A 24332-nucleotide genomic window follows, 5' to 3' on the forward strand; every position below is an offset into this window, starting at 1 on the left:
GAGCTTGGCTAAAGATTATGGTGAGGAGGGGAGTTCAGCCCTGCATTTTTTCGAGTTCGATGCCTTTGGTTTCGTGGACGAATTTACGGACAAAGAAGATCGAGATGAAGGCGCAGATGGCATAGAACCCGTAGGCTCCACCGAGGCCGACACCGGTGAGCATGATGGGGAAGGTCATGGTGATACCGAAGTTGGCAAGCCATTGGGCGAGTCCACTGACAGCGAGGCCTGAGCCGCGCATTTGGTTAGGGAACATTTCGCCGAGCATGACCCACATGACTGGTCCCCAAGAGAAATTGAAGAACATGACGAAGAGGTTGGCAGCGACGAGAGCGGTGGGGCCACTGGCTCCGGTGAGTTCTAGATTACCTGCTTCGCCATCGGCCGAGATAAAGACGATAGCCATGAGGCTGAGGGTGATTGCCATTCCAATGGAGCCGATGAGGAGCATGGGCTTGCGCCCAAGTTTATCGACGACCATCAATGAGACTGAGCAGGCGGCGATACTGAGACCGCCGCTGATGACATTGATGAGGAGGGCATCGCTTTCGTCAAAGCCGACAGATTGCCAGAGCACCGAGCCGTAATAGAATACGACATTGATGCCGACTAATTGTTGGAAGACGGCGAGGCCTATCCCCACCCAGACGAGTGGGCGAAGGCCTAGCATGGGACCCACAATATCTCGGAAACTTGGACGGTGGTCTGCTGCGAGCGAGGCCTTTATCTCCTCGTATTTTTGTTCTGCCTCGTCACCCATGAGTGATTGGAGGACCTTGAGGGCTTTTTCTTTTTGATTTTTGGCAACGAGGTAACGCGGGCTTTCTGGGATACAGAGGAGGCCGAAGAAGAAGGCAAGCGAGGGGACAATTTCTACCCAGAACATCCAGCGCCAGGCGTCATGGCCGAAGGCAAGTTCGTTGAGTGCTGAGCCACCCGCCATTTTGACGATGACGAAGTTGCTTAAGAAGGCGATGAAGAGGCCGCTGATGATGGCCATTTGTTGGATTGTGGTGAGGCGGCCGCGGATTTCTGCTGGAGCGATTTCACTGATGTAGGCAGGTGTGAGGACAGAGGCTGCACCCACAGCCATGCCGCCAAGGATGCGATAGAAGATAAATTCACCTGAAGCATTGGCGATTCCGGAGCCCCAGGCACTGATGGTGAAACACACTGCGGAGACAATGAGGATGGTTTTTCGGCCAAAGGAGTCGGCTAGGCTGGCGGCAAAGAAGGCGCCAAGTGCACAGCCTAGGAGCATGGAAGCCACATTGAAACCTGAGCCCACATTGTCGGTTTGGAAGGCGTCCTTCATGCCGTCGACGGTGCCATTGATGACACCGCTGTCGAAGCCGAAGAGGAAGCCACCAATCGTAGCGACGATGGAGATGAGGATGATGCGACTCAGGTGAGATTGATTATTCATGAGGGTAGTGTGGAGGTGTTAGGGCGGGTTACCACCAGGCTTCGGCTTGCACGCCCATATTGAAGCCTTCAGAGGCATCGCCGTAGTTTTGGGGTGCGACGGTGCCTATTAGATCATCGGACCAGGCAGCATAGGTGAAGAAGAGGCGAATGGCTGGGCGGGAAAAGATGTCGCGTGCGGGGGAGATTTGAGGAGCAAAGGTGATCTTATAGACTTCTCCGGAGAGCCCGCCCGATTGGTCACCGTGGTCGACGCCTGCTTCGAGAGCCAGGGAGAGGTAGTCATTGAAGTAATAGACTGGGCGAAGACCTAATGAAAACCAATTGACGGAACCATTTGCAGCTAGTCCCGTGTCGTAGTAGTCGTAGACGAGGGTAGCTGATAGATTGAGCTGGTCAGAGGGCCTGATCACCGTGTCATTGACCAAGCGGAAGTGGTGGACATCGTCGGAGTTCAGTTCGGTAGGTGGCTGGCCATCTGGAGCGGCAACGAAGTTATAGTCAGGTTCGGTGGCTTTAAAGTTCGAGGCTGCACCTCTGCCGTATTGCAGCGCGGTTCGGATATTTCCATCACACCAGCTCTGGTAATCGTGGATGAGGCCGATAGCAAAGCCGTTGCCACCATTGACGCGCACGTTTTGATTGTTCGGCATTTCACTATCTTTGATGTTAGCGAGGTCGAACCAGAACATGCCTTTACCTCCGAGGAGGTCGACATCGGAGAGGCGTAGATCGAGGCTATTTTTGCCACTTTTTTGGTCCACCTCGCCTGAGCCGTTACTGTTGAGTTTGTCGATGCTGCCGCCTAACCACGCGACTGAGAGCTTGCCGAAGTCGCCAATGGGGATGTGCTCTACTCCTCCGCCAAAGCCGCTCATATCGAGGTAGTAGAAGTCGTTCATGTGGACGTCATAGCGATTGTAGAAGCGTTGACCTGCCCAGAAACTGATGTCTTTTTGGTCAAACCAGACTCCCTTGGCTTGGGCGAAGGCTTCACGCAGTGAAATGGTAGAGTCTGAGGTACTCGAGCGTGGAATAGAATAGGCTGGGCGGAAGTGGACAGAGAAGTCGACATCCTCAGGCAGGTTCTGGAAATGGTAGCCGAAGGCGGTTTCTACATAGGTGTCGTCTTCATTGCCCAGGCGGTACTTTGCTTGTGCAAGAGGGTTACGGAATGCCTCCATAGTATTACCGGTCGAGTCGACACCTAGGCCTGAGCGGAAATAGCCATTGAAGGTGAATCCACGAGAGATGTCATCTGCGGCATCAAGCTCGTTCTGGAGCGCCTCATTGGTTTGTTCGATAGAGGTGGCCTTCTGGACTGCTAGAGCCTTGGTGTTACGTGAAGCCGCAGCGGCTGCAGATGTGGCTTTTTTCTCAATGTTTTGATAGCGTGTTTTCTCTGCCTGCTTGGCTTGTTCCATTTCGGCAATGCGCGCCTCAAGGCTCGCGATTCGATCTTCATAGGACTTTTTTATCGCGGTGACTTCGTCTCGCAGAGCAGCGATCTCTGGGTCATCACTTGCGTGAGACACCGTTGATAGGCTGGCTAACAAAAGAGAGCAGCAATAGAAAGAGGGGACTGGGCGTCTAACTAGATAGGGGATTAGCATTATCCTTACTCATAACCTATTTTGTTATAGGAGAAAAAGATAAATCCGACAGGTTTGGTGTTAGGTGGGCGAATCTTTCAAAAACTCGAGACGCATTATGGATGCGCTGGGCTAGATGCTAGTGTGGAGGTGTCGCAGCCTATGTTAGATTTATGGATTTTATCCATCACTTCATGATGGGAAGAAAGGCATGGTGGAGCAAAGAGACTTAGAGGTTTTTGTGTGGGGGGATTATTTTGAGATATCGGGTCGTTTTGGCTGTGGGTCAAAGAAGCGGGCGCCGGATCCGATACGGTTGTAGTCACCGATATCGGCACGTGCTTGATTAGCGAGTTGGGTGAGGTCGGCGACGATTTCTGGGTGATGGGATGCGAGGTTGGATTGTTCTGAGGGATCGGTTTTTATGTTAAAGAGGAGTGGGGCGGAGTGGTCTAGGATGTCTTCATCTTTTGTATAGACATTCCATTTTTTAGCGACATTGGTGGTGCGAGGGAGGTGGAGTTTCCAGTCCCCTTTTCGCACTGCCATGAGTTGGGTGAGGGAATAGTAGAAAAAGGAATTTGAGGGGCTTGTGGCGTCTTTCGTATTGTGAATGAGCGGGGTGATATCTTTTCCATCGATGATTCGGTCTTGGGGAAGAGGGGCGCCGGCTAGAGCTGCGAAGGTGGGGAGGAAGTCGAGGGTGCGAGCGATCTCAGAATTGGTGTGACCTGGGGGGACGGATTGAGGATTCCAGACGATGCAGGGGACGCGGGCGCCTCCTTCCCAGGTATTGACTTTATAGCCACGGAGTGGGTGAGCGGAGCCACCGTGTGAGACCTCTCCGCGTTTCTGGTGGAACTTACTTTTCGCCATATACCAGGGCCCGTTGTCACTGGTGAAGATGACGTAGGTGTGTGCGCTCAGTTTGAGTTTGTGGAGGGTATCGATGAGTCTCCCGGTGTGGAAGTCGAGCTCTTCCACGACATCTCCGTAGAGGCCAGCGGAGGACTTACCTTTGAAGCGTGGGGTGGCATCGAGTTTCACGTGGGGCATTGGGTGGGCGAGGTAAAGGAAGAAGGGTGAGTTTTGGTTTCTCTCGATGAATGCGATGGCTTTATCGGTGAGTAGTTGGGTGCAGGTGGCCATATCAGCCTTTTTGGAGACAGTGGTTTCATTCTCCATGAGGTGGAGGGTGAGGTCGTTACTCGATGGGGTGCCAAAGAAGTAGTCGAAACCTTGTTTTCTGGGCATAAGGTCGGGGTCGAAGCGGGTTTGGGAGTGGCCAGCTTGGTCCCATTTTCCGATGCATGCAGAGAGGTAGCCAGCGGGCTTGAGGACTTCTGCGATGGTGAGCTCTTTGGAGTGGAGGAAGGGGTGGGTGGTTACCTTGTTTTGCTTTTTTGCATTTCTGAGTGGATAGCAGCCAGTGAGGAGGGCGGAGCGTGAGGGGCCGCAGACATTTTGTGCGTAGAAGTGGTCGAACTTCATGCCTTCTTGAGCGAGTTGGTCGATGCGGGGGGTGCGGATGTTTTGGTTACCAAAGCAGCCGAGGTCGCCATATCCGAGGTCATCGGCGAAGATGACAATGAAGTTCGGTTTCTGGGCGTTTACTGAGGTGAGGGTGGCAATGAGGCCGAGGAGGGTGAGTGTTGTGAGGATGATGTGGCGCATGATGAGGTGGTCTTAGGGGCCTTCTGGATACGAAAAATGGCCAGATGATCTATCTGGCCATGCAGAGGGTGAGGGTGTCACCTGAATGAACTGGTTAGAGGGACTCTAAGTTCAAAAAGTTAGAGTGACTGTTTCCAGCGAGCGACTTCGGCTTTAACGTTTTCGATACTTGGGGCACCGGGGTTGGTACGCGCTTTGAGAGCGGTCTCGAGTGAGAAGACGGCATTGGCATCGGCACCGTAGTGTTCGGAGATTTTGCTGAGGTCGATTTTGTCGAGGGGGGTTTTTGATTCGACGGAGACGGCAACGGCTTGGCCGACGAGTTCGTGGGCTGAGCGGAAGGGGACCCCATTTTTTACGAGATAGTCGGCGAGGTCAGTTGCGAGGAGCATGGGGTCAGAGGCTGCAGCTTCACAGGCCTCGACATTGACGGTCATATCGGCAATCATCTCGGCATTGACTGCGAGGGCAATCTTGAGTGTGTCGATCGAGTCGAAGAGAGGTTCTTTATCTTCTTGGAGGTCTCGGTTGTAGGTGAGTGGTAGTCCTTTGGCGGCGGTGAGGAGGGAGACGAGGTTGCCGTAGAGGCGGCCGGATTTGCCACGCGTGATTTCACAGACATCTGGATTTTTCTTTTGAGGCATGAGGGACGAGCCGGTGGTGTGGGCATCGGAGAGTGTTGCGAAGCTAAATTCGCTGGAGCACCAGAGGATAAGGTCCTCGGAGATGCGGGAGAGGTGGGTGCCAACGAGTGCGAAGTCGAAGAGGAGCTCCATGATGTAGTCGCGGTCAGAGATCGCGTCCATGGAGTTGGTTGTGACTCTATCAAAGCCTAGTTCTTCGGCGATTTGTTGGCGGTCGAGATTGATCGTTGATCCAGCGAGAGCGCCGGATCCGAGTGGAGAGACATTGACGCGTTTGCGGGCATCGGCAAGGCGGTCGATATCGCGGGCGAACATTTCGACGTAGGCGAGGAGGTGGTGGCCTACGGTGACGGGTTGGCCACGTTGGAGGTGGGTGTATCCGGGAATGACGGCATCAGCGTATTGCTCGGCTTTTTTGAGAAGCGCGGCTTGGAGCTCTTTGAGCTGTGTGGTGATGGTGTCGATTTCCTCACGACAGTAGAGGCGGGTGTCGGTAGCGACTTGGTCGTTTCTGGAGCGGGCGGTGTGGAGTTTTCCGCCGGCTGCGCCGATGCGTTTGGTGAGTTCCGACTCGATATTCATGTGGATGTCTTCGAGTTCGATGGAGAAATCGAAGTTACCGGCGTCGATGTCTTTTTCGATTGCTCGGAGGCCGGCTTCGATTTGTTGGAATTCGTCTTGGGTGAGGATACCAGCTTTGACTTGGGCACGGGCATGAGCGATGGAGCCTGCGATATCGTGTTTATAGAGGCGCCAATCGTAGGAGATGGATTCTCCGTATTGTTGTACGAGGTCTGCTGTAGCTTTTGAGAAACGTCCTTTCCACATGAGGGGTGTCTTAGAAGACAATGGGATGGGTGTGAAGTGATAAGTGCGAAATGGGTTAAGAAAGTGCGAGCGGGGATTTTGCCGGGGGCGATATGGGGCTAATCGCTTTGGGCGGCAAGTTTTCGGATTTGGCTGGTGGTTTGGCCGGTGAGTCGTTTTACGAAGCGGCAGACTTCATCTGCGGCGGTGAATCCGAATTCGCTGGCGAGGGCATCGAGTGTGGCATCGGTGGTGCGAAGTTTTTCGGTGACAAGGCGGCAGCGGATGGATTCAATTTCTTTTTTGGGGCTATGTCCGAGAGCGGTGATAAAGCGTTGGCGGAGGCTTTCGCGAGAGACGCCCAAGTGTTTCGCGAGTTCGGAGACATGGACGGGGCGCGAGTGGCTGGCTTTGCGGATGTAGGCGAGGGCGTCTGAGACGAGTTGGTCAGGCAGGGTGACGTGGTGGGTTGATTCTCTGGGGATGATAGGGGCTGGTGGGAGGGTGAGCCAAGTTTCAGGGGGGATGGTCTCTCGCTGCATGAGGCTATCTAGGAGTTTGGCTGCGGCGTGGCCGATGAGCCTTCCCGGGTATGGGATGGAGCTGAGGGGTGGTTGGGTGGTGTGGCAAAAAAGGATGTCATCTGAGATGCCTAGGAGGGGCATTTCTTGGGGGCAAGCAATGCCGAGGGACTTGAGCAGGCGTGCAGTCCAGACACCGGCGATATCGTCTTTAACAAGGATGCCGCATGGGCGCGGGAGGTCTTCAATAGCGGGGCGTAGGAGCTTTTCAATTTGTTGTGGGCGTGTTGCGTGGGGGAAGGCTGAGGCGGGGATGTCGATCTGGTGGAAGTGTCCGTGGTGTTTGAGTACTTGTTCTTTAAAGGAGGCGAGGCGGATACTGGAGTAGAGACGCGTGGATTCGTGGACATAGGCGAAGTGGCGCAGTCCGAGAGCGGCGAGGTGTTCGTGGGCTAGGATGGCGAGTGCGTGGTTGTCGATGGTGACGCGTGGAAAGTCTGGGGTGGGAGTGGGAATTTCAGCGCTGAGGTTGACGACGGGGATTCCAGCTTTCTTCCAGGCTTGTGCTTCTTCTTTGGTGTGGCGGTAGACGAGGAGGCCGTCACCGCGCCACTGGGCATCGATGGGGCTGGGTTCGATATCTCCCCCACTCGGGTGATCGAAGTGGAATTCGAAAGGGCTTTGGGTTCGGCAGTAGTCGAGAAAGCCTTCGAAGAGTCGTGAGGCGTAGCCGCTTGTCCAGTCGGGGAGGCGGACGCCGACTTTTTTTAATTTGGGGGTCATGCTGGTGATGAGGGTGGCGGTTTTTTGCGTTTTTGCCAAGAATCTCTGCGTTGCGCCCATTGTGGGATTGTGAGTGCTTGTGCATGATGGGCTTGCTATGAAAAAACAATCATCGGTTTTAGTAGGTGGAGTGCTGTTAGCGACGGCGCTTCCGATGTCGGCAGCTCAGTTAGTGGGCTTATGGGAATTTAACAACGCGGGGAATTTGGGGGAGGCGACTGTGGGGACTGACTTAGAAATTAATGGATCGGCTCCGACATATTCTGCAAGTTTGGCAGATGGTGGGGCCACTTCATTGACGGGAGTGATTACGACGACTCAGGGCGTGGGGAATCATCTGACGGCGACTCACGGGATTGGTGCTAATGGTGGGGGGAGTTTCACGAATGCATACACATTGGTATTTGATGTGAAGCGGCCAGCGGCTGGAGCGTGGCGCTCATTTTATCAGACTGATCTGACAAACTCTAACGACGCTGAGTATTTCACGCGCAGTTCCAATAACACCCTAGGGCGTACTACGATCACGTATACTGGGTCGGGAATGGCAGCGGACACCTGGATGCGTTTGGTTATCTCGGTGGAAGCGGGCAGCAGCTATGAAACGTACATTGATGGGTCGTTATTCCACACACATAGTGCTCCGGGAGTAGACGGTGGTTATGCCTTAGATACTTCCAAGGTATTACTTTTTGCCGATGAGAATGGCGAGAACAACTCACTGGATATAGGCATGGTTGCGATTTATGACGATGCGCTTAGCGCTGCTGAAGTGGCGGCACTCGGGGGGGTAAATTCTGTGGTTGCTGTACCAGAACCTACGAGCGTCAGTTTGTTAGGTCTCGGTGCTGTGGCATTAGTTTTTCGTAGAAAACGTCAAGGCTAAGAGCTCTTTTCATTCTCTACTCGTTGGCCCCTATCGCGATGCGGTAGGGGCTTTTTTGTGGTGGCCAGTCTACGAAGAACTGGGTGGGTTATACCATCTCTCGACTCGGAATAGACGAATGGAGTGTGGTTGAGTCTTGTGAAGAGTGCGCTTCGCGATTTTGGAGTAAATCGGATTATCTTACAGAATGTCATCGTTGTCATTCAGTTGTCCCGCGCGTGCGGGAGGCCTTCACTCCGCCTTGATATTCTGCAAGCTCATTCCGACCATTCGTCCATTCCGTTTCGCTCAATGGTGTTAGAAGTCGTAGAGTGAGAAGGAATGGATTTTTCCGGCGAAGAGCGGGTCGTTGAAGAGGGAACGTCCGAGCCAGCAATTGAAGTCGGGGAGAGATTCTAACTGAAGTTTATTCGGCATTACTTGGGAGCCCACTTTTTTTCCATTTACGATGAGGTGGAAGGCGTTGGGGGTGTATTGGGCACGGACATGGTAGGCTTTATTGAGTTCGAGAGGTTTCCAATCGATGAAGACTTCTTTGCCTTTATGTCTGGCCGTGAGGCGGAGTTTACCTGAATTTGCTTTGGGGATGAGAGCGATGTAGTCGAGTCCTGAGTCTGAGACTCCCTCGCCGCCGCGGGTAGAGCCGAAGCTCCAGACTTGGGCCCACTGGTGGTTTTTATTTAGGGTGAAGTGGGTGTCGATGGTGAGGTTACCTTTGACGCCTAGTTTGGCGGCTTTGCTGGCGGAGTATTTGGGGAGATTGAGGTAATTATTTGTGTTGGCTTGGGCTGATGATTTGCCACCGGTGAGGGTGATATTGTTTTTGGTGAGGATCGGCTGCGAGTGGATATTTTCGAGTGATTGGGTGGTGATGGCACCTGAGTGGTCTGCGTACTTTGAACGGGTTTGTGTGACGAGCTTGGTGGGGATATCACCGAGTTGGAGGCTGAAGGCGTTGCGCGTGTAGTTGAGGACATCGGCAATTTCTTGGTCATTGAGGGAGTTATGTGCGGGCATCACGCCATTGTATTTTTTTCCATTCACCGTGATGGGGCCACTGAGGCCGTGGAGCATGACCATGATGGCGTGTTCTGGGTCACGGCTGAGCCAGTCAGAGGTATCGAGTGGGGGGAAGACAGAGGGTGTGCCTTCGCCATCTGGTTGGTGGCAAGCGATGCATGTGGCTTTATATGTTTTTTCACCGCGTTTGGCACTGAGGGAGAGGGGGACGCGGGGGATGGCAACGGTAGTGATAGCTTCTGATAGTCCGTGATGCTCTCTGGCGAGCATGAGGGCGCGTTTGAGGAGAGGGTCTTTAGCAATTTGGTTTTGGAGTATGCTTTGGGACTTGCGCAGTTGGGACTGGGTCTCTGGGGTTTTTGGTACTGTGGAGCTATAGAGTAGGGTGGCAAGCGCATCTGAGGGGGAGCGGCTTTCGATAGATTTTAAGAGTTGGACAGATTTGCTGCTAGATGGTGGTAGGTATTTGAGCACTGCAGCAAGGTGACTGTTAGGAAGCACGTCATTTTCGAGGATGAAGTCGAGTGGGGTGTCAAGCTGGCCCAAAGTATGGATGGCGTGCAGACTGCCCGGGGAGTTTGTTTGAGCTATTTTTTTAAGGTGAGGGATGGCCTTACTTCCATGGTTGAGGAGGAACTCTTGAGCTTGTTGGCGCCAGAACATGTTGCTGTGGTCGAGTGCTGTGATGGCGTTCTCGAGTGAATCTAGAGTGGGTGAGGCGTGGGGTTGGGCATTTTTGGGAGTGATGCGATAGATTCTGCCGTGTTTTCGATCACGAAAATTGGTGATGTAGGCATTGCCTTTCCCTTTTTCTTGATCATCACCGTAGACGTTATGTTGGACGATGGCGTTGTACCAATCCGCGATGTAGATGGCGCCATCGGGGCCTACTTCTGCGGCGACGGGAGCGGACCACGCGTCAGCGGATGCGTAGATATTGTATTCTGAGTGGGAGAAGCTGAAGCCTGATCCTGTGGGGGTGTGGCGGGCTGCTGAGACGAGTTTGCCAGTGGGGGCGCATACGAGGGCGCGTTGGTTCCACCAAGTTTTGTCGAAGAGGCGTGCGGTGTAGATGGTATGGCCGGCGGCGGCAGTGAAGTGGTCTTTCCAGTCGACTTGGAGGTAGTCGAAGGTGATGGGGTAGATTTTATTTTTATGGTCAGCTCTGGGCGTTTTTTGAGGTTTGATGCTGGAGCTTTGGTAGAATCTATTAGGAATGCCGAGATACCATGATGGGTTCATGTTAGCAGTGGAACCTGTGGGGCGACCTTGTTCATTGAAACTGAGCCCCCAGGTGTTGTTGGTAGTGCCTTGGAGGGATTCGAATGCGGAGCCATCACGCTTGAATCGAAAGAGTCCTTGTTTGAGGTGGTGGGATTTTCCAGCCACTTGTGTTTTGACACCTGAGTAGCCTACGGTGGCGTAGATCCAGCCATCGAATCCTAGGCGAATGTTAGAGACGCAAGCATGGGTGTCGTAGAGGTTGATCCCTGACCAGATGATGTGGCGTTTATCGGCTTTGCCGTCGTTATTGGTATCTTCGAGGTAGACCATGTTTTTTCCGTCGGTGGTGATGCAGCCGTTATCGATGGGGAGGACGGAGGTGGCTATGGTGAGTCCTGAGGCGAAGGTTTTTGAGGTGTCTGCTTTTCCGTCGCCATTGGTATCTTCGAGGATTTTGATGGTATCGAGACCTGGCGAGTTCATGACGAAGCTATTGGGGTAATCGTAGGCTTCGACGACCCAGAGGCGGCCGGTGCGATCCCAGTTGATGGCGATGGGGTTGATGACCATGGGTTCGGAGGCGAAGAGTTCGAGCTTCATGTCGACGGGGACTTGCGCGAGCTTGAGGGATTCAGAGGGAGAGAGGGGGAGTTGGAGTTGGTTGTTAGGGATGCCTCTATCTTGTGGTTCATCTTTCCATTGCTTACCTTGGATGATGTTAACGGGTGGGGTGGTGTATTGGAGTAGTGGGAGTTGGAGTTGTTCGAATTGTTTGGAGAGTGTTTCACCGACAGCCCATTTGATGCCATTGAAGACGAGTTGTTGGTAATCTGGGTGGGTCCAGCAACGGTCATCGTGTCCGCTGGCAGTGTAGAAGACGCGTCCTTTGCCATTGGTGCGCACCCAGGTCCAGGGTTCTTGTTCGCGTTTCATGAGGACGCGTTTATCTGGGTTGATACGTTTGTGGACGTAGGTTTCATCCCAGACGGTATACTCGTTGAGTTTTTCAGTGATGGGGTGGTTGCGGTCGGTGATTTTGGGGGTGAAGACGCCTTTGCCGTGGGAGGCGAATTGGGCTCCGAGTAATTCGATGAACTTATCGGAATTACGGAAGCAGCCGCAGGCTGAGTGGAGGAAGACGCAGCCGCCTCCGTTATGGGAATAGTTGAGGATCGCTTGTTCTTGGGCGGGTGCGATTTTATCGTGATTTCCGTAGAGTAAGAGGGCGTCGAACTGAGCTAGGAAGTTGGGGGTGATGTCATTGAGATCTTGTGTATAGGTGAAGTTGACGCCCCGTGGTCCGAGGGCGCGGCGGATGGTGCGGAACTGGTGTTTGGGTTTATGGGAGCCATCACGTGAGCCGAGGAAGAGCACTTCGAGTCGACGCGGTGATGCGTCTGCGTCTTCAAGCTTGGAGCTAGAGTTGTCGGCATGTGTATTTTTTTGAGGCAATAGAAAGCATGCCAAGAGCAGGAGTAGGGCTGTAAAAAGTGAATAACTACGAGCGGTCTTCATGATAGTAATGGATGCGTTAAGTAGGCATGTGCTCTTTCGCTGTCTCAAGAAAATGTGGATCCTGCTATAGGCTATGAGGATTCTTCTACTTTAGTGAAGTTCTGGTGTGGTGTCAGCTCTGAGCTGATCAAAATTGGTTGGGGGGAAGGTTCAGTTATGACTAGGCGCGACGTCGGCGAGTGAGGGTGGTTAGCGCGCTGAGTCCGAGCAGGAGGAATGTGCTGGGCTCTGGAACAGCGATGGTGTCGGCGCCAGCGGCAAAGTTTGCGGAGATCTGAGACTGGGTGAGAGCTCCGTCCCAGATGCGCAATTCATCGATTGAGCCTTGGTAGTCGTCATCGCCAAAGTGGACGGCGGAGCCGAGGTAGAGCTCGGTGAGGTTGAGGTCGCTGAGCAGGAATCCTTTGAGCGAGGCTGAATAGGCGATTGGGGAAGAGTCCCCGCTCCCTTGGTGATAGAGAGTGATCGTATCGGTAGTCGTATCCCAAACTGAGGCCATGTAGAAGGTAGAGCCATCAAAGTTGGTTTGTTTGGTGGAGGCGGCTACACCTTCGATGCCATTGGCGGCTCCTTGTGTGAGGGCGATGAAGCCTGAGCCTTGGCGGCGAGGAGTCATGGCTAGGAAGTTGTTGTTAGATCCATTGCCAGCCATGAAGACCTTACTCCATTCATTGGTACCAGCTCCGTCCATGGTAAACCACCCTTCGATGGTGATCGCGCTGGCTGTGGTGATGGTTGTGGCAAGTGTGGTGAGTGAGGAGCCATTGGCTGAAGCGTTATGAATACGAGTGCCATTGCCAGGGAGGCAGAGTGCACCAGCATTGATGGTGGCAGCCCCGTTGAGGGTGAGATCCGCTCCGGCGACGGCATCGGATGCGTCGTTGGTGAAGCTATAGCGGTGGGAGAGTGTGGCTGCTTGAGAGAGCGATGCAACGAAGAGGCTTGTGATGAGGGTGGGGATATATGTCTTTTCATATTCTGATGGGTCTGTGCATGCGGAGTGATCCGCGTATTCGTTCATAGCATCAGCTGGGTGGTGGTAGGCGAGCATCTCTCGTGTAGAGGAATCCACGAGAGGTATTGGGAGATCCACACTCAATAAAAAGTTAGGGGTGGATGTTTTGGGATCTGAACTGGGAGGGTTGGGTTCCGAATTGTTTTTTGAATGCGGCGCTGAAGACGATGGGGTTTTTATAGCCGACATCGTAGGCGATGGATTCGATTTTGAATTCGGTGGTGAGGAGCATTTCTGCAGCGCGTTGCATGCGCAGCCAGCGGAGTTGTTGGATGGGGCTACGACCGTATTGGCTTTTGCAGAGGCGTCTGAGGTGTTCGGCGCTCATGCATGAGATGCGGGCCATGGAGTCGAGGTTCCAGTCGAGCTCGAGATTTTTTTCGACGGCGAACCAGAGTTTCCAGAGTCGGTCGTCGTGTTGGTGGGAGGTAATGAACTCACTGACGTAGATGTGGACGAGTTGGGACCATTGTTGGGTGACGGCGAGGCGATCTGGGGATTTAGCTTCCTCGAGGAGTCCTTGGATAGCGGTGAGGAAAGGGATGTGTGGGAAGGGGGCGACGAGGGCTTGGGTTGAGTGGATGAGAGGGGTTTGCCCTTCGGGGTGGTGGTAGCGCACCCAGCAGAATTCCCAGGGGGATTGGTTATCGCAGCGCAGGGCATTGGTATTGTATGCGGGGAGGAGGCATGCTTCGCCAGGGGTGCAGGTGTGCCATTGGCCATTCACAAGAATGCGACCTGAGCCTCGTGTGGTGACGAGGAAGAAGGCACCACTTTGGTTCATGCGGACGACCTGGTAGGGGGAATGGGCGTGCATGATGCCGAGGTGCTCGATTTGGTAGTGTGTGAGGGAGGGGGCGACTGGGTGTGGGCGGAGCCACTCACGGGGGTCATCGCTGTGGGCGCGGGCGCAGGAAAGCTGGGTTTTCTGTCCCCAAATGTGGGTTTCTTGGAGTGGTTTATCCTCAGTATTAGGAGCATCCATGGAATGAGAGTAGCATAGCTGTGCTAGAAATGTGGATTTAGAAATGGGAGATGTGGAGGGGGTGATAGGAGATTTTCTGGAGTGTGGGAGCGGCGGGCGTAGGAATGGGTGGGTAAACCAAAAAGAATTATTATGCCAAATCCATGGACAGGAAGGGGAAACCCCTACACGAGAGAGGAAGTCATTGAGCGGCTTCAGAAGACCATTGCACGCGAAGAATCGATCATAGCAGCGGGAGCCGGGACCGGAATCTCTGCAAAGTTTATCGAGAAGGGAGGTGCCGACTTTTTGATTATATATAACTCAGGGCGCTTCAGGATGGCTGGGCATGGTTCGACGGCTGGTTTGATGGCCTATGGAGATGCGAATGCTGTGGCGATGGAGATTGGCGAGTATGAGGTATTGCCTGTGGTGGATGAGATTCCGGTTTTATGTGGTGTGCATGCGACGGACCCAAGGCGGCGGATGTGGCATTGGTTGCAGCAGGTGAAGGCGATGGGCTTTTCAGGAGTGAATAATTTTCCTACACACACCTTGGTGGACGGGCATTTTGGGAATGTGTTGAAGGAAACTGGAATGCACTTTGAGAAGGAATATGAGATGGTGGCATTAGCGCGCAAGATGGATCTTTTTACCTCGGTGTATGTGACGAGTGCTGAGCAAGCAGTTGAGATGGCGAAGGCGGGAGCCGACTCGATTATTGCGCATGCTGGGACGACGATTGGGGGATCGATTGGGGTGACTGGGGCGGTTTGTTCGATGGATGATGCCGTGAAGTTGACTCAAGAGATTATCGACGCAGCTCGGTCGGTGCGGGATGATATTCTTTTTCTCACTCATGGCGGGCCGATTAGCACACCTGCGGATGCAGCTTATGTGAATGAGCGCACGGATGCTGTGGGATTTGTGGGGGCGTCTAGCTTGGAGCGGATGGGGGTGGAGGATTCCATCACGGAGTTGACCCGGGAATTCAAGCGCATCCCATTGGGGGCTACTGGTCCGATTGGGGTTTAGGGTGGTTTTGATTCGATAAAAAAAGCCCAGCTCGTTGAGTGAGCTGGGCTTTTTTGTGGGTGTGAGTGGTACTACATTTTGCGATCGATCATGGCTTTACGTCTGAGGCCATTGATCCAGCGTTTGTATTTAGCAGATGATTTTTCACGTTCGACGTTGCGTCGTACGATTTTGCGGACATCGGGGTCGGACATGCCGGGAGCTGGGCCGAGGGTTTTCTTTTTGACGACGATGATATGGTAGCCGCCGCCGTCTTCGAGTGGTCCGATGACGGAGCCTGTAGGTTCTTCGAAGATCATGGTGGCGATGACTGGTGAGAGGTCGATGCGGTCGATATCTTCTTGGAGGCCGCCATCTTCAGCCCAAGCATCTTTGGAATGTGCTTTGGCGAGTTCGGCGAAATCGTCACCGGCTTTCAGCTTCTCGACGATTTCTTCAGTGAGTTCGAGTTGGCTATCAGGGGTAGCGAGGAGGTTGTCTTCATCGACCTTAGGGATGTAGATCTTTTGGAAGTCGCATTTATCTTTGGTTGTGTCGCGCAGGTCGGGTTTGATTTTGGCGTATTCTTTGCGCATTTCCTCAGGAGTTGCTGGTGGGGTATCTGAGAATTGCTGGGAGCGCATGGCCTGGACGATGAGCTGTCTGTGGATGAGCTCGCGGTATTTTTTAAAGGAAATGCCTTTAGATTGGAGTTCTTCGCGGAAGAGTCCGACGTTATTGTTGTAGTCGTTACGGACTTTTCGGCGGATTTCGGAGTCGATGATATGTTCAGGGATTTGAGCTCCGATTGATTTGAACTCATGGAGGACGAGCTCACGTTCGATGAGTTCATCGAGGATTTTGGTACGAGCCTCTTCGAGTTCTTTGTAGTAGCTGGGGGTTTTTCGCGGGTATTTTGTGGAGAGGTATGCGCGGAGTGGGGCGAGGGCGAAAGCGACTTCATTTTTGGTTACGACACGGCCATTGACTTTGGCGGCGATTCCATTGAGTTCAACGGCTGCTGAAGCGGAGATAGCGAGTCCGATGCCAAGGAGAAGAGGAAGAAGAAATTTCATAAGCGATTTGCAGGAATGCTTTAAGCGCGGTGTACCGCGAAATGAGCGACAAGAAAAGACCTATTCGTCTTTCTTGACACAAGAATCCTGTGACAGGGCTGTCGCAGAACTGGGAGACTGTACTATGAATCTTGGGGGAAGTGCAACTTCTTCCTCACTGGGTCATCGGTGTGGTGTTTGGCGACGAAGGGTTGTTTTTGGGGTTTGGTGATCTGCCCGTCCGGGGAGCCGTCTTGGGCGTCGATGGCGTAGACGCGATCTGCGAGTGTTTGGCGGGTGCAGATGCCGGATTCGTGGAGTAGCTCGGTGAGGGCTTCAATGACGAGAGTGGACTGGGCGAGTTCTTTTTCGAGAGCTTGGATGCGTTGTTCGTTGTTGCGGGATTTATACCATCTCTCGACTCGGAATAGACGAATGGAGTGTGGTTGAGTCTTGTGAAGTTTGCGCTTCGCGATTTTAGAGTATATCGGATTATCTTACAGAATGTCATCGTTGTCATTCAGTTGTGATGCCCACATCACTCCTTCACTCCGCCTTGATATTCTACAAGCTTATTCCGACCATTCGTCCATTCCGATTCGCTCAATGGTATTAGCTCGGGCGAGGATATTGGCTCGTTCGGTTTGGATACGTGCTTGGTTTGCTCTTAGAGAATTGGTTTCAGCAATCGTTCTGAGGTGGGAGGCGGTGGCAATTTCGGGGAACAAGACATCAAATAGGCTCATAGTTTGAGGGTACAGGCTGTGTGCTGGATGCCTACTACAAAGCGGTGAGGATTGTGTAGTGATTGATGATGCGGTTAGATAGTTTTAAGGAGGCTAATTGCTTCGTTGAGTTTTTTGGCTGGGGTGGCTTCTGTGAGTCGGGGGAAGCGTGATCCATCGAGCATGATGTAGTTCCCATTGCGGGTGAGCATGAGGCGCTGGCCTTGGATCTCGATGGAGGTGATCATTGCCTTGGCGGCGGCGAGTTTGAGTGCTGTGGCTTGGAGCAGGAACTTTACGGGTTTTGGGTGGCGGCCGAATTGGTCTTTCCAGTCGTCACCGATGCGGCGCAGTTCTTTTTCGCTGACGGACTCTGCGAGTTGTTTGTATGCGCGGATGCGCATGGTGGGTTCGGTCATGTATGCGGCGGGGATGTATGAGGGGAGGTTTGTGTCTTGTGAGGCGTGGTTAAACTCGGTTTCGTTAAAGGTGAGGAAGTCGGCACGCAGGGTGACGTCGATACGAGCGTGGACGTGGTTGCCACGGAGGCGGTCGATGGACTGGCGCAGGAGTTGGCAGTAGAGGTCGAAGCCGACGGCAGCGATGTGTCCGGATTGCTTGGTTCCTAACAAGTTGCCTGCACCACGGATTTCGAGATCACGCATGGCGATTTTGAAGCCAGAGCCAAGGGCGGTGTATTGTTTGATGGCATTGATGCGTTTGCGGGCATCACCAGTGGTGATCATTTCGCGAGGAAGGAGGAGGATGGCGTAGGCTTTTTCGCCTGCGCGGCCAACGCGTCCGCGTAGCTGATAGAGGTCGGAGAGTCCGAAGCGGTCTGCGCGGTCGATGAGGATGGTATTGGCATTTGGGATATCGATGCCCGACTCGATGATAGTGGTGGCTAGGAGGATATCGGAGTCACCATTGACGAAGTCGCGCATCACAATTTCTAACTCCTCCTTATCCATTTGGCCGTGGCCGATGGAGATGCGAGCCTCGGGGACGAGGTCGAGGAGTTTCTTTTTCATGAGGTCGATTGTTTGGACCCGGTTGTGGAGGAAGAAGACTTGTCCGCCGCGTTTGAGTTCGCGCTGGATGGCGTCGCGGATGATGCGTTCATCGTAGGCGCAAATGGAGGTCTGGACAGGCACTTTGTTGGGGGGGGGCGTATCGATGGTGGACATATCGCGCGCGCCCATGAGGGAGAGGTAAAGGGTGCGTGGGATGGGGGTGGCTGAGAGGGTGAGCATGTCGATACCACGCATGCGTTCTTTAAATTTTTCTTTATGTCTGACTCCGAAGCGTTGTTCTTCATCGACGATGGCGACGCCTAGGTTTTTGAATTGGATATCATCGGAGACAAGGCGGTGGGTGCCGATGACGATATCGACGGAGCCATCGGCGAGGCCTTTGATGGTTTCGCGGATTTCTGAGGGTTTGCGGAAGCGGTTGAGGAGGTCGATACGGATTGGGTAGTCGGACATGCGCTCGCGGAAGGTGCGCCAGTGTTGTTCTGCGAGGACGGTTGTGGGGGCCATGAGGCAGGCTTGTTTGCCGCCGGTGACAGCCTTGAAGGCGGCGCGGATGGCGACTTCGGTTTTGCCGAAGCCGACGTCACCGCAGATGAGGCGGTCCATGGGTTTGCCATTTTCCATGTCGAGTTTGGTGTCCTCGATGGCTTCGAGTTGGCCGGGTGTTTCGGTGAAGCGGAAGGAATTTTCGAACTCCCACATCCACTTGGTATCGGGTGGGTGGCCATTGCCTTGTTGGGTTTGGCGTTCGGCTTGGATTTTGAGGAGTTGGGCTGCGTAATCGAGGATGGATTTTTCGGCGGCGCGGCGGGATTTTGCCCATTTGGCGTCGCCGAGTTTCGAGAGTTGGGGTGTTTTTCCGCCCATGCCGACGTAGCGGGCTAGGAGGTGGGATTGGTCGATGGGGACGGAGAGGATGGCGCCATCGCGGTATACGATATGGATTTCCTCTTCACCATCTTCGTTGGTTTCGATGCCATCGAAGCGGCCGATCCCGTATTCGGAGTGGACGACGAGGTCTCCTTCGTTGATATCCTCGATGTTGGTTTGTGCGCGTGCGCGGCGTTGGTGGTCGAGTTTATTGGCGCGGCGAGCATGTTGGTTTTGGTAGCGGCCAAAGAGTTCGGCGGAGGAGAGGACTGCGAGTTTTGCGGCGGGGAAGGTGAAGCCTTGGGCGAGCTCTCCGCGACAGGTTTCAATGGATTGAAAGACCGCGTCGCCCATGAGTTCGGCGAAGCGTTCTTTTTCGCCGGCATTGGCGAAGACGAGGTGGATTTGCCAATGGTCTTTTTTCCACTCGGCGATTTGTTGGTGGAAGGCGTGTCGTTTTGATTCTTGGAGGACGAAGTCACCAGCTTCGAAGGCGCCGAGTGGGCTGCCGTGAAGGGCTGTGGAGAAGTCAGCTTCTCCATTTGCGAGGATGGGAGCAGCGGGTGAGAAGTGGAAGAGTGCTTGCGGGTGTGGGGATTCGTCGAGGCTGACAATGGCGTCATCGGGGCTGAGGAAATCAGCGAGCGTTGCTGAGTTATCGGGGTCGGTGACAGCGAGTTCGACGGACTCGAGTTTTTTGCGTGAGGTTTGGGTATCGAGGTCGAATGCGCGGATGGAATCGATTTCGATATCGAAGAACTCGATGCGGATTGGGTCTGGATTTTGCCAGGTGTAGATATCGAGGATACCGCCGCGTTGGGCGAATTGGCCACGGTTATGGATTTGGCTTACGCGTTCGAAGCCTTGTTTTGTGAGGTCTTCGAGGAGGGTGTCGATATCGACTTCTTGGCCGAGGGTGAAGTTGAGGCGGGTGGCGGCGAGGGAGTCGGGGGATGGAGCTGCTTCGTCGAGAGTTTCAGGTGCGAGGAGGACGACTTCTGGAGTTTGAGTGTGTGGGGGGCTGCTGAGGGCGTGGAGTTCAGCGAGTCGTTCGGCCTGGGCCTCAGGGTCTGCAATTTCGCTGGAGCGATCGGCTTGGGAGATGGCTCTTAGGAGGTGGGCGTGCACTCCCCAGAGTGGGAGTTCATCAGAGAGGCGTTCACGGAGGCGTGGCAATGGTGAAAGTAACCAGATGCGGCCGGTGGGATGAGACTTGGCGTAGGGGTGGGCAATGAGTGCGGTGAGGAAGGCGGCTGCAGCATTTTCGACGGGGCCCAGAGTTTTGGGAGCATGTGCACGAGCTTGCTCGATCCAGGAGGCTGGAGCGCATTGGGTCTGAGCGTGTGAGAGACCGGGTGCTGGAGGTGTAGGCTTTTTCTTCAAAGAGAGTTAGGAGCACGGTTTGGTAGGGGGAATTAGCACAGCTGGGGGAAGGGTGCAAGGATCACTCAGGAGCTTTGAGGAAATTGGTATTTTAGGCGTGAGCTGATTGGTGTTTAGGCTATGGTTTTGGCATGCAAAGAGTCTTGCAAAAGGGAAGGTATCGCCATTTCAAAGGCAATGTTTATGAGGTGGTAGATGTGGCACGCTGTAGTGAGACGGATGCGCCTTACGTGATTTATAAGCCTCTGTATGAGGAGGGTGAGGGCCTGTGGATTCGGCCGTTAGAGATGTTTTTGGAGACTATCGAGCGCGATGGAGTGAAAGTGGAGCGCTTCTGTTATCTTGGCGATTAGATCGAGAGTGAGCGGACCCAGTCTTCGTAGTTGCGATCGATGTCGTCTTTGGTGGATGGTTTATTGATTTGGTGGTTGAGGTGGCGCATTTCACGGACTTCTTTCGGTGGGAGACCGAAGTATTTTTTGAAGCTTCTGGTGTAGGAGCCGTGGTCGGAGAAGCCCCATTTGTACCCGATTTCAGCGATGGAATGATGGAGGAACTCTGGGTTTTGGAGGTCTGAGAAGCTGCGCTTGAGACGTTGGTCGCGGATGTAGTTACTGATTCCGCCGAGTGGTTCCGTGAGTCGATAGAGTTGGGCGCGTGAGAGGCTAAAGGCTTGGCAGAGGGAATTGGGAGAGAGGTTGGGTGAGGCGAGATGGAGTCGGATATGTTTTTTGATCTCCATGAGGATGGTTGCGGGGAGGGTTTCTGCGGTTGCGGGGAGGATATCTGATGCGTGTTGGAATGCTGAGGAGGTGAGGTCGAGGAGTGAGCGCTGGATACTGGCGCAGGACTCGTTAGTGATTTGCGGTCCTATCTGGTAGAGCGATAGCATGTGGTTACGCAGGAGTCGGGTCATGGGGCGGTTCCTAGGGAGGACTTGGCCATGCCATTTTCCTGCGGTGGGGATATAGGATTCGATGAGCTCGCGGGGGAAGAGGGCGGAGAGGTTGTCAAAGTCGGTGTTAAAATTATCTATCGGGCGGGCGAGGTCAAAGATAGCGATATCACCCGCCTGAACATCTGTGCGGATTTTGCCAGCGCGGAAGTCGACTTCCCCTTTGATAAAGAGTTGGACCATGATGGAGTCGATGCCATCAGCGTTGATTGCTTTTTGGGTGCGGACGTACTGGGCGGCATTGGAGCGGGTGCGAGCCAGCATGATTTGGTCGAACATGAAGGCATCAAGGTGAGCCTCGAACTCTCCAATGTTGGACTTTTCTTTGGCTTCGATATCGAAGAGCACAGAGATAGAGTCGCGAAAGACATCGTATCGGTCTTCCGCGGCGACAAGGTCGGTGGAGAAAGTAGTGCGGGGGATGCTGTCCATGAGAGAGGAGAGAAGTTGATTAGAAGGAATTGGGAGTGGTTTGACAAGGCGTTAGAGGGGGCGAGTGTGGAAGGTGAGACAAAGTGCATTGAGTTTGAGACATAATGCCAAGCAATTCAGGGGGGAGTTTGTTACACTGTAGCTATGATTTCATGACCTCCCAATGGTTCGAGCACTGAGATCATGCAAATCCCCCCAATGCTCTTAGCGATTTGCCCCCGAGATGGCTGAGAGTGTGCTGGATTCCTAGACCAGCCCATGGTTTAGTGCTCGAGCCTATCTTTTTTGTTTGTGCCGATCAAGGTGTGCAAGAGAAAGCCAGTAGAGTGTAGCTACTGGCTTTTTTTGTGTGGGGGGAAGAAAAAAACCGACAGGGACAGCCCTGTCGGTTTGGTGAAAGAATCTCTTTCGCGTATGAGATTATGCAGTCGGTACGGACTGGATAGTTTTGATAACGCGGGAAGCGATTTGGTATGGGTCGCCTTGTGAGTTAGGACGACGGTCTTCAAGGTAACCCTTGTATGCGTCGTTCTTAACGAAGCTGTGTGGTACACGGATAGAAGCACCACGGTCAGCAACACCCCAAGAGAACTTGTCGATGGACTGAGTTTCGTGGAGGCCTGTGAGACGCTGGTCGTTGTCAGGACCGTAAACAGCGATGTGCTCTTCACAGTTTTCTTCGAATGCGTCCATGAGCTTGAGGAAGTATTCCTTACCACCAGTTTCACGGAGGTACTCAGTGGAGAAGTTACAGTGCATACCGGAACCGTTCCAGTCACCCTTAACAGGCTTACAGTGCCACTCAACGTCAACTTCGTACTCTTCACAGAGACGGAGGAGGAGGAAGCGAGCCATCCAGATTTGGTCAGCAGCTGTCTTGGAGCCCTTACCGAATACTTGGAATTCCCACTGACCGGAAGCAACCTCAGCGTTGATACCTTCGTGGTTGATGCCTGCTTCAAGGCAGAGGTCGAGGTGAGTGTCAGCGATTTCACGGCCGATAGAACCAACGTTCTTGAAGCCAACACCGCAGTAGTACTCACCTTGTGGTTCTGGGTAACCGCCAACTGGGAAACCGAGAGGACGGCCGTCTTGCATGAGGAAGTACTCTTGCTCGAAACCGAACCATGTGCCTTCGTCATCAGCGATAGTAGCACGTGAGTTAGATGGGTGTGGAGTGCCGTCAGGAAGCATAACTTCACACATGACGAGAACGCCGTTTACGCGAGTTGGATCTGGATAGAGAGCCACTGGCTTAAGGATACAATCGGAGTCGCCACCTTCAGCTTGCTGTGTGGAGGAACCGTCGAAGCCCCACTCAGGAAGATCTTCGAGAGTTGGGAATGCTGTGTATTCGCGCATCATGCACTTAGTGCGGAGATTTGGCACTGGTGTGTAACCGTCGAGCCAAACGTAATCGAGTCTGTATTTAGCCATAATTGTGATATGTTATGTTCTGCTTTAGAGAGATGGAGCGTATCTCCATCCACTTCATGTCAGTACATGAAGCAATAGGTGTGCCAAGTTTGATGAAAAAGATTCATCCAATCCTTTTCATCGAACATCGAGAACGATGAGGGTGGTATCATCCGACCCGTCATTTTCGATGGCGCGAGTCATAAGAGCGTCTGCGGTAGCACTTGTCGAGTCTGTGTTTTGGCTAAGTGCTTTGTGGATATGTTTTTCCCAACAGCCGTCGATGATGCCATCTGAGCAGAGCATGAAGCGGTCGCCTTTTTGGTAGGGGATGGCGGCGACATCTGGGCGCACGCGGCGGTGGCCGCCGCCGATGACTTCGCAGAGTACGGAGCGTTTGGGGCTGGTACGGTATTGGCGTTCATTTATTTCACCCCGATGAAGTTTCCTCCATTCGAAGGAGTGGTCGTGGGTGATTTGTTGGGTTTGGCCGTCACGGTGGAGGTAGAGTCTGGAGTCGCCGGCGTGGGCGACGTAGAGGTTTTCTGGGGTGAACCAGGCGAGCGTGAGTGTGGCGCCCATGCCTTTAAATTCGTTAGAGGACTCGGCTTTTTCGTTAATGGAGTGGTGGATTTCTTTAATTTGGGCTTCGAGGAGTTCGAGGTAATCTGGGTGGAAGCCTTGGGCGGCGGTTTTAAAAGTTTTAGGGATGAGGAAGGTGAGTGCTTTCAGGATGAGGGAGGAGGCTAGGTAGCCGGCATTTCCGCCGCCCATGCCATCGGAGACGGCGAAAACGAGGTCTTCGGTATCGAGGAGGGACTCGGAGGTGTGATCGAGTTGCGTGGCACCGGAGACACCTGCGGAGAAGACGAGAAAAGAATCGTCATTTTCTGTTTTACGGGAGCCTGAGGTGGAGGCGGCGGACCAGAGGAAGCGGGATGGCGAATCGCTCATGATTGGGTCGGAGTGAGGGGTGCGCTTACGCTTGTTCTTTGGGGTTGGGGAGTAGGGTGGCGAGTTCGAAATCGATGACGCAGAATTGACCTTCTTTTGGGTCGTAGGTGACGTTACGTGGTTCTGGATCATCGTGTTGGACGCCGTATTCTTTTTCGAGTTTTTGGAAGAGCGAGTCGGATTTTTTGCGGGAGATATTGGGGGCGGGGCTACCGCAGTTGGTGGTGACGAGGTAATTTTCCTCGAGTTTGTAGTCGATGAGTTTTGGGACGTAGGTGCAGCCTCGTTCTTCGAGTGCTTTGAGGATTTTGACTTCTGTGGCGCAGCGTTTGTCGGCATCGGTGCCGCGGAAATATTTATGAACGTTGCCGTAGAAGTCGATTTTTACGAGTGAGCGGATGCCGTCTTTAAGGTTTCTCATGGG

The 24332-nt window shown here is 53.6% G+C and carries 18 protein-coding genes; 3 read left to right on the forward strand and 15 right to left on the reverse strand.

Annotated elements, in window-relative coordinates; genetic code table 11:
* Positions 1-34: 34 nt before the first annotated feature.
* The 5 genes from ACFSW8_RS04050 to ACFSW8_RS04070 all read right to left on the reverse strand — a co-directional run bounded on the left by ACFSW8_RS04050 (position 35) and on the right by ACFSW8_RS04070 (position 7446).
* Positions 35-1426 (reverse strand): sugar porter family MFS transporter, encoded by a 1392-nt coding sequence (locus ACFSW8_RS04050; protein ID WP_377088824.1) that lies wholly within the window; start codon positions 1424-1426, stop codon positions 35-37.
* A 28-nt stretch (positions 1427-1454) separates the two neighbouring features.
* Positions 1455-2960 (reverse strand): maltoporin, encoded by a 1506-nt coding sequence (locus tag ACFSW8_RS04055; RefSeq protein WP_377177519.1) that lies wholly within the window; start codon positions 2958-2960, stop codon positions 1455-1457.
* 309 nt (positions 2961-3269) lie between these two features.
* Positions 3270-4691, reverse strand: coding sequence for a sulfatase family protein (locus ACFSW8_RS04060; RefSeq protein WP_377088827.1), 1422 nt, complete (start codon positions 4689-4691; stop codon positions 3270-3272).
* A gap of 119 nt (positions 4692-4810) precedes the next feature.
* The gene (gene argH / locus ACFSW8_RS04065; RefSeq protein ID WP_377088828.1) at positions 4811-6163 is read right to left on the reverse strand and encodes an argininosuccinate lyase; all 1353 of its coding nucleotides are present in this window, start codon (positions 6161-6163) and stop codon (positions 4811-4813) included.
* A gap of 98 nt (positions 6164-6261) precedes the next feature.
* Positions 6262-7446, reverse strand: a complete 1185-nt coding sequence (locus tag ACFSW8_RS04070) for a substrate-binding domain-containing protein (RefSeq protein ID WP_377177521.1) — start codon at positions 7444-7446, stop codon at positions 6262-6264.
* Between the two features lie 97 nt (positions 7447-7543).
* Between ACFSW8_RS04070 and ACFSW8_RS04075 the strand changes: the two genes are divergently transcribed.
* Positions 7544-8332: a LamG-like jellyroll fold domain-containing protein gene (locus ACFSW8_RS04075; RefSeq protein WP_377088830.1), complete on the forward strand. Its 789-nt coding sequence runs from the start codon at positions 7544-7546 to the stop codon at positions 8330-8332.
* Positions 8333-8629: 297 nt separating this feature from the next.
* Here ACFSW8_RS04075 and ACFSW8_RS04080 read toward each other — a convergent pair whose 3' ends face one another.
* The 3 genes from ACFSW8_RS04080 to ACFSW8_RS04090 all read right to left on the reverse strand — a co-directional run bounded on the left by ACFSW8_RS04080 (position 8630) and on the right by ACFSW8_RS04090 (position 14091).
* The gene (locus ACFSW8_RS04080) at positions 8630-12091 is read right to left on the reverse strand and encodes a PVC-type heme-binding CxxCH protein (RefSeq protein WP_377177523.1); all 3462 of its coding nucleotides are present in this window, start codon (positions 12089-12091) and stop codon (positions 8630-8632) included.
* A 160-nt stretch (positions 12092-12251) separates the two neighbouring features.
* The gene (locus ACFSW8_RS04085) at positions 12252-13163 is read right to left on the reverse strand and encodes a LamG-like jellyroll fold domain-containing protein (protein ID WP_377177525.1); all 912 of its coding nucleotides are present in this window, start codon (positions 13161-13163) and stop codon (positions 12252-12254) included.
* Positions 13164-13197: 34 nt separating this feature from the next.
* On the reverse strand, positions 13198-14091 hold the full coding sequence (locus tag ACFSW8_RS04090) for an AraC family transcriptional regulator (RefSeq protein WP_377088835.1): 894 nt from the start codon (positions 14089-14091) through the stop codon (positions 13198-13200).
* A 132-nt stretch (positions 14092-14223) separates the two neighbouring features.
* Between ACFSW8_RS04090 and ACFSW8_RS04095 the strand changes: the two genes are divergently transcribed.
* Positions 14224-15105 carry a phosphoenolpyruvate hydrolase family protein gene (locus tag ACFSW8_RS04095; RefSeq protein WP_377177527.1) on the forward strand — a complete coding sequence of 294 codons (882 nt, stop codon included), beginning with the start codon at positions 14224-14226 and terminating at the stop codon, positions 15103-15105.
* Between the two features lie 71 nt (positions 15106-15176).
* On the opposite strand, the gene ACFSW8_RS04100 is transcribed toward ACFSW8_RS04095, so the two are convergent.
* The 3 genes from ACFSW8_RS04100 to mfd form a co-directional block, all read right to left on the reverse strand.
* Positions 15177-16160 (reverse strand): peptidylprolyl isomerase, encoded by a 984-nt coding sequence (locus ACFSW8_RS04100; RefSeq protein WP_377088837.1) that lies wholly within the window; start codon positions 16158-16160, stop codon positions 15177-15179.
* A 551-nt stretch (positions 16161-16711) separates the two neighbouring features.
* Positions 16712-16885, reverse strand: a complete 174-nt coding sequence (locus tag ACFSW8_RS04105; protein ID WP_377088840.1) for a hypothetical protein — start codon at positions 16883-16885, stop codon at positions 16712-16714.
* A gap of 74 nt (positions 16886-16959) precedes the next feature.
* On the reverse strand, positions 16960-20151 hold the full coding sequence (gene mfd / locus ACFSW8_RS04110) for a transcription-repair coupling factor (protein WP_377088841.1): 3192 nt from the start codon (positions 20149-20151) through the stop codon (positions 16960-16962).
* A gap of 131 nt (positions 20152-20282) precedes the next feature.
* Here mfd and ACFSW8_RS04115 point away from each other — a divergent pair, with 131 nt between their 5' ends.
* Positions 20283-20504 (forward strand): DUF1653 domain-containing protein, encoded by a 222-nt coding sequence (locus ACFSW8_RS04115; RefSeq protein WP_377088842.1) that lies wholly within the window; start codon positions 20283-20285, stop codon positions 20502-20504.
* Here the strand turns inward: ACFSW8_RS04115 and ACFSW8_RS04120 are convergent.
* The 4 genes from ACFSW8_RS04120 to ACFSW8_RS04135 all read right to left on the reverse strand — a co-directional run bounded on the left by ACFSW8_RS04120 (position 20501) and on the right by ACFSW8_RS04135 (position 24329).
* A complete protein-coding gene (locus tag ACFSW8_RS04120; protein WP_377177529.1) occupies positions 20501-21538 on the reverse strand; it encodes a helix-turn-helix domain-containing protein in 1038 nt (345 codons plus the stop codon). The genes ACFSW8_RS04115 and ACFSW8_RS04120 overlap by 4 nt on opposite strands.
* Positions 21539-21958: 420 nt before the next feature.
* Complete coding sequence (locus tag ACFSW8_RS04125) at positions 21959-22975, reverse strand: glutamine synthetase beta-grasp domain-containing protein (protein ID WP_377088846.1); 1017 nt, start codon at positions 22973-22975, stop codon at positions 21959-21961.
* 117 nt (positions 22976-23092) lie between these two features.
* On the reverse strand, positions 23093-23908 hold the full coding sequence (locus tag ACFSW8_RS04130; protein ID WP_377177531.1) for a PP2C family protein-serine/threonine phosphatase: 816 nt from the start codon (positions 23906-23908) through the stop codon (positions 23093-23095).
* 25 nt (positions 23909-23933) lie between these two features.
* Entirely contained in the window at positions 23934-24329 is a 396-nt protein-coding gene (locus ACFSW8_RS04135) for a BUD32 family EKC/KEOPS complex subunit (protein WP_377088849.1), read from the reverse strand.
* Between the last annotated feature and the right edge of the window lie 3 nt (positions 24330-24332).

Origin of the sequence: Rubritalea tangerina, assembly GCF_042683245.1 — a bacterium.
Lineage (GTDB): Bacteria > Verrucomicrobiota > Verrucomicrobiia > Verrucomicrobiales > Akkermansiaceae > Rubritalea > Rubritalea tangerina.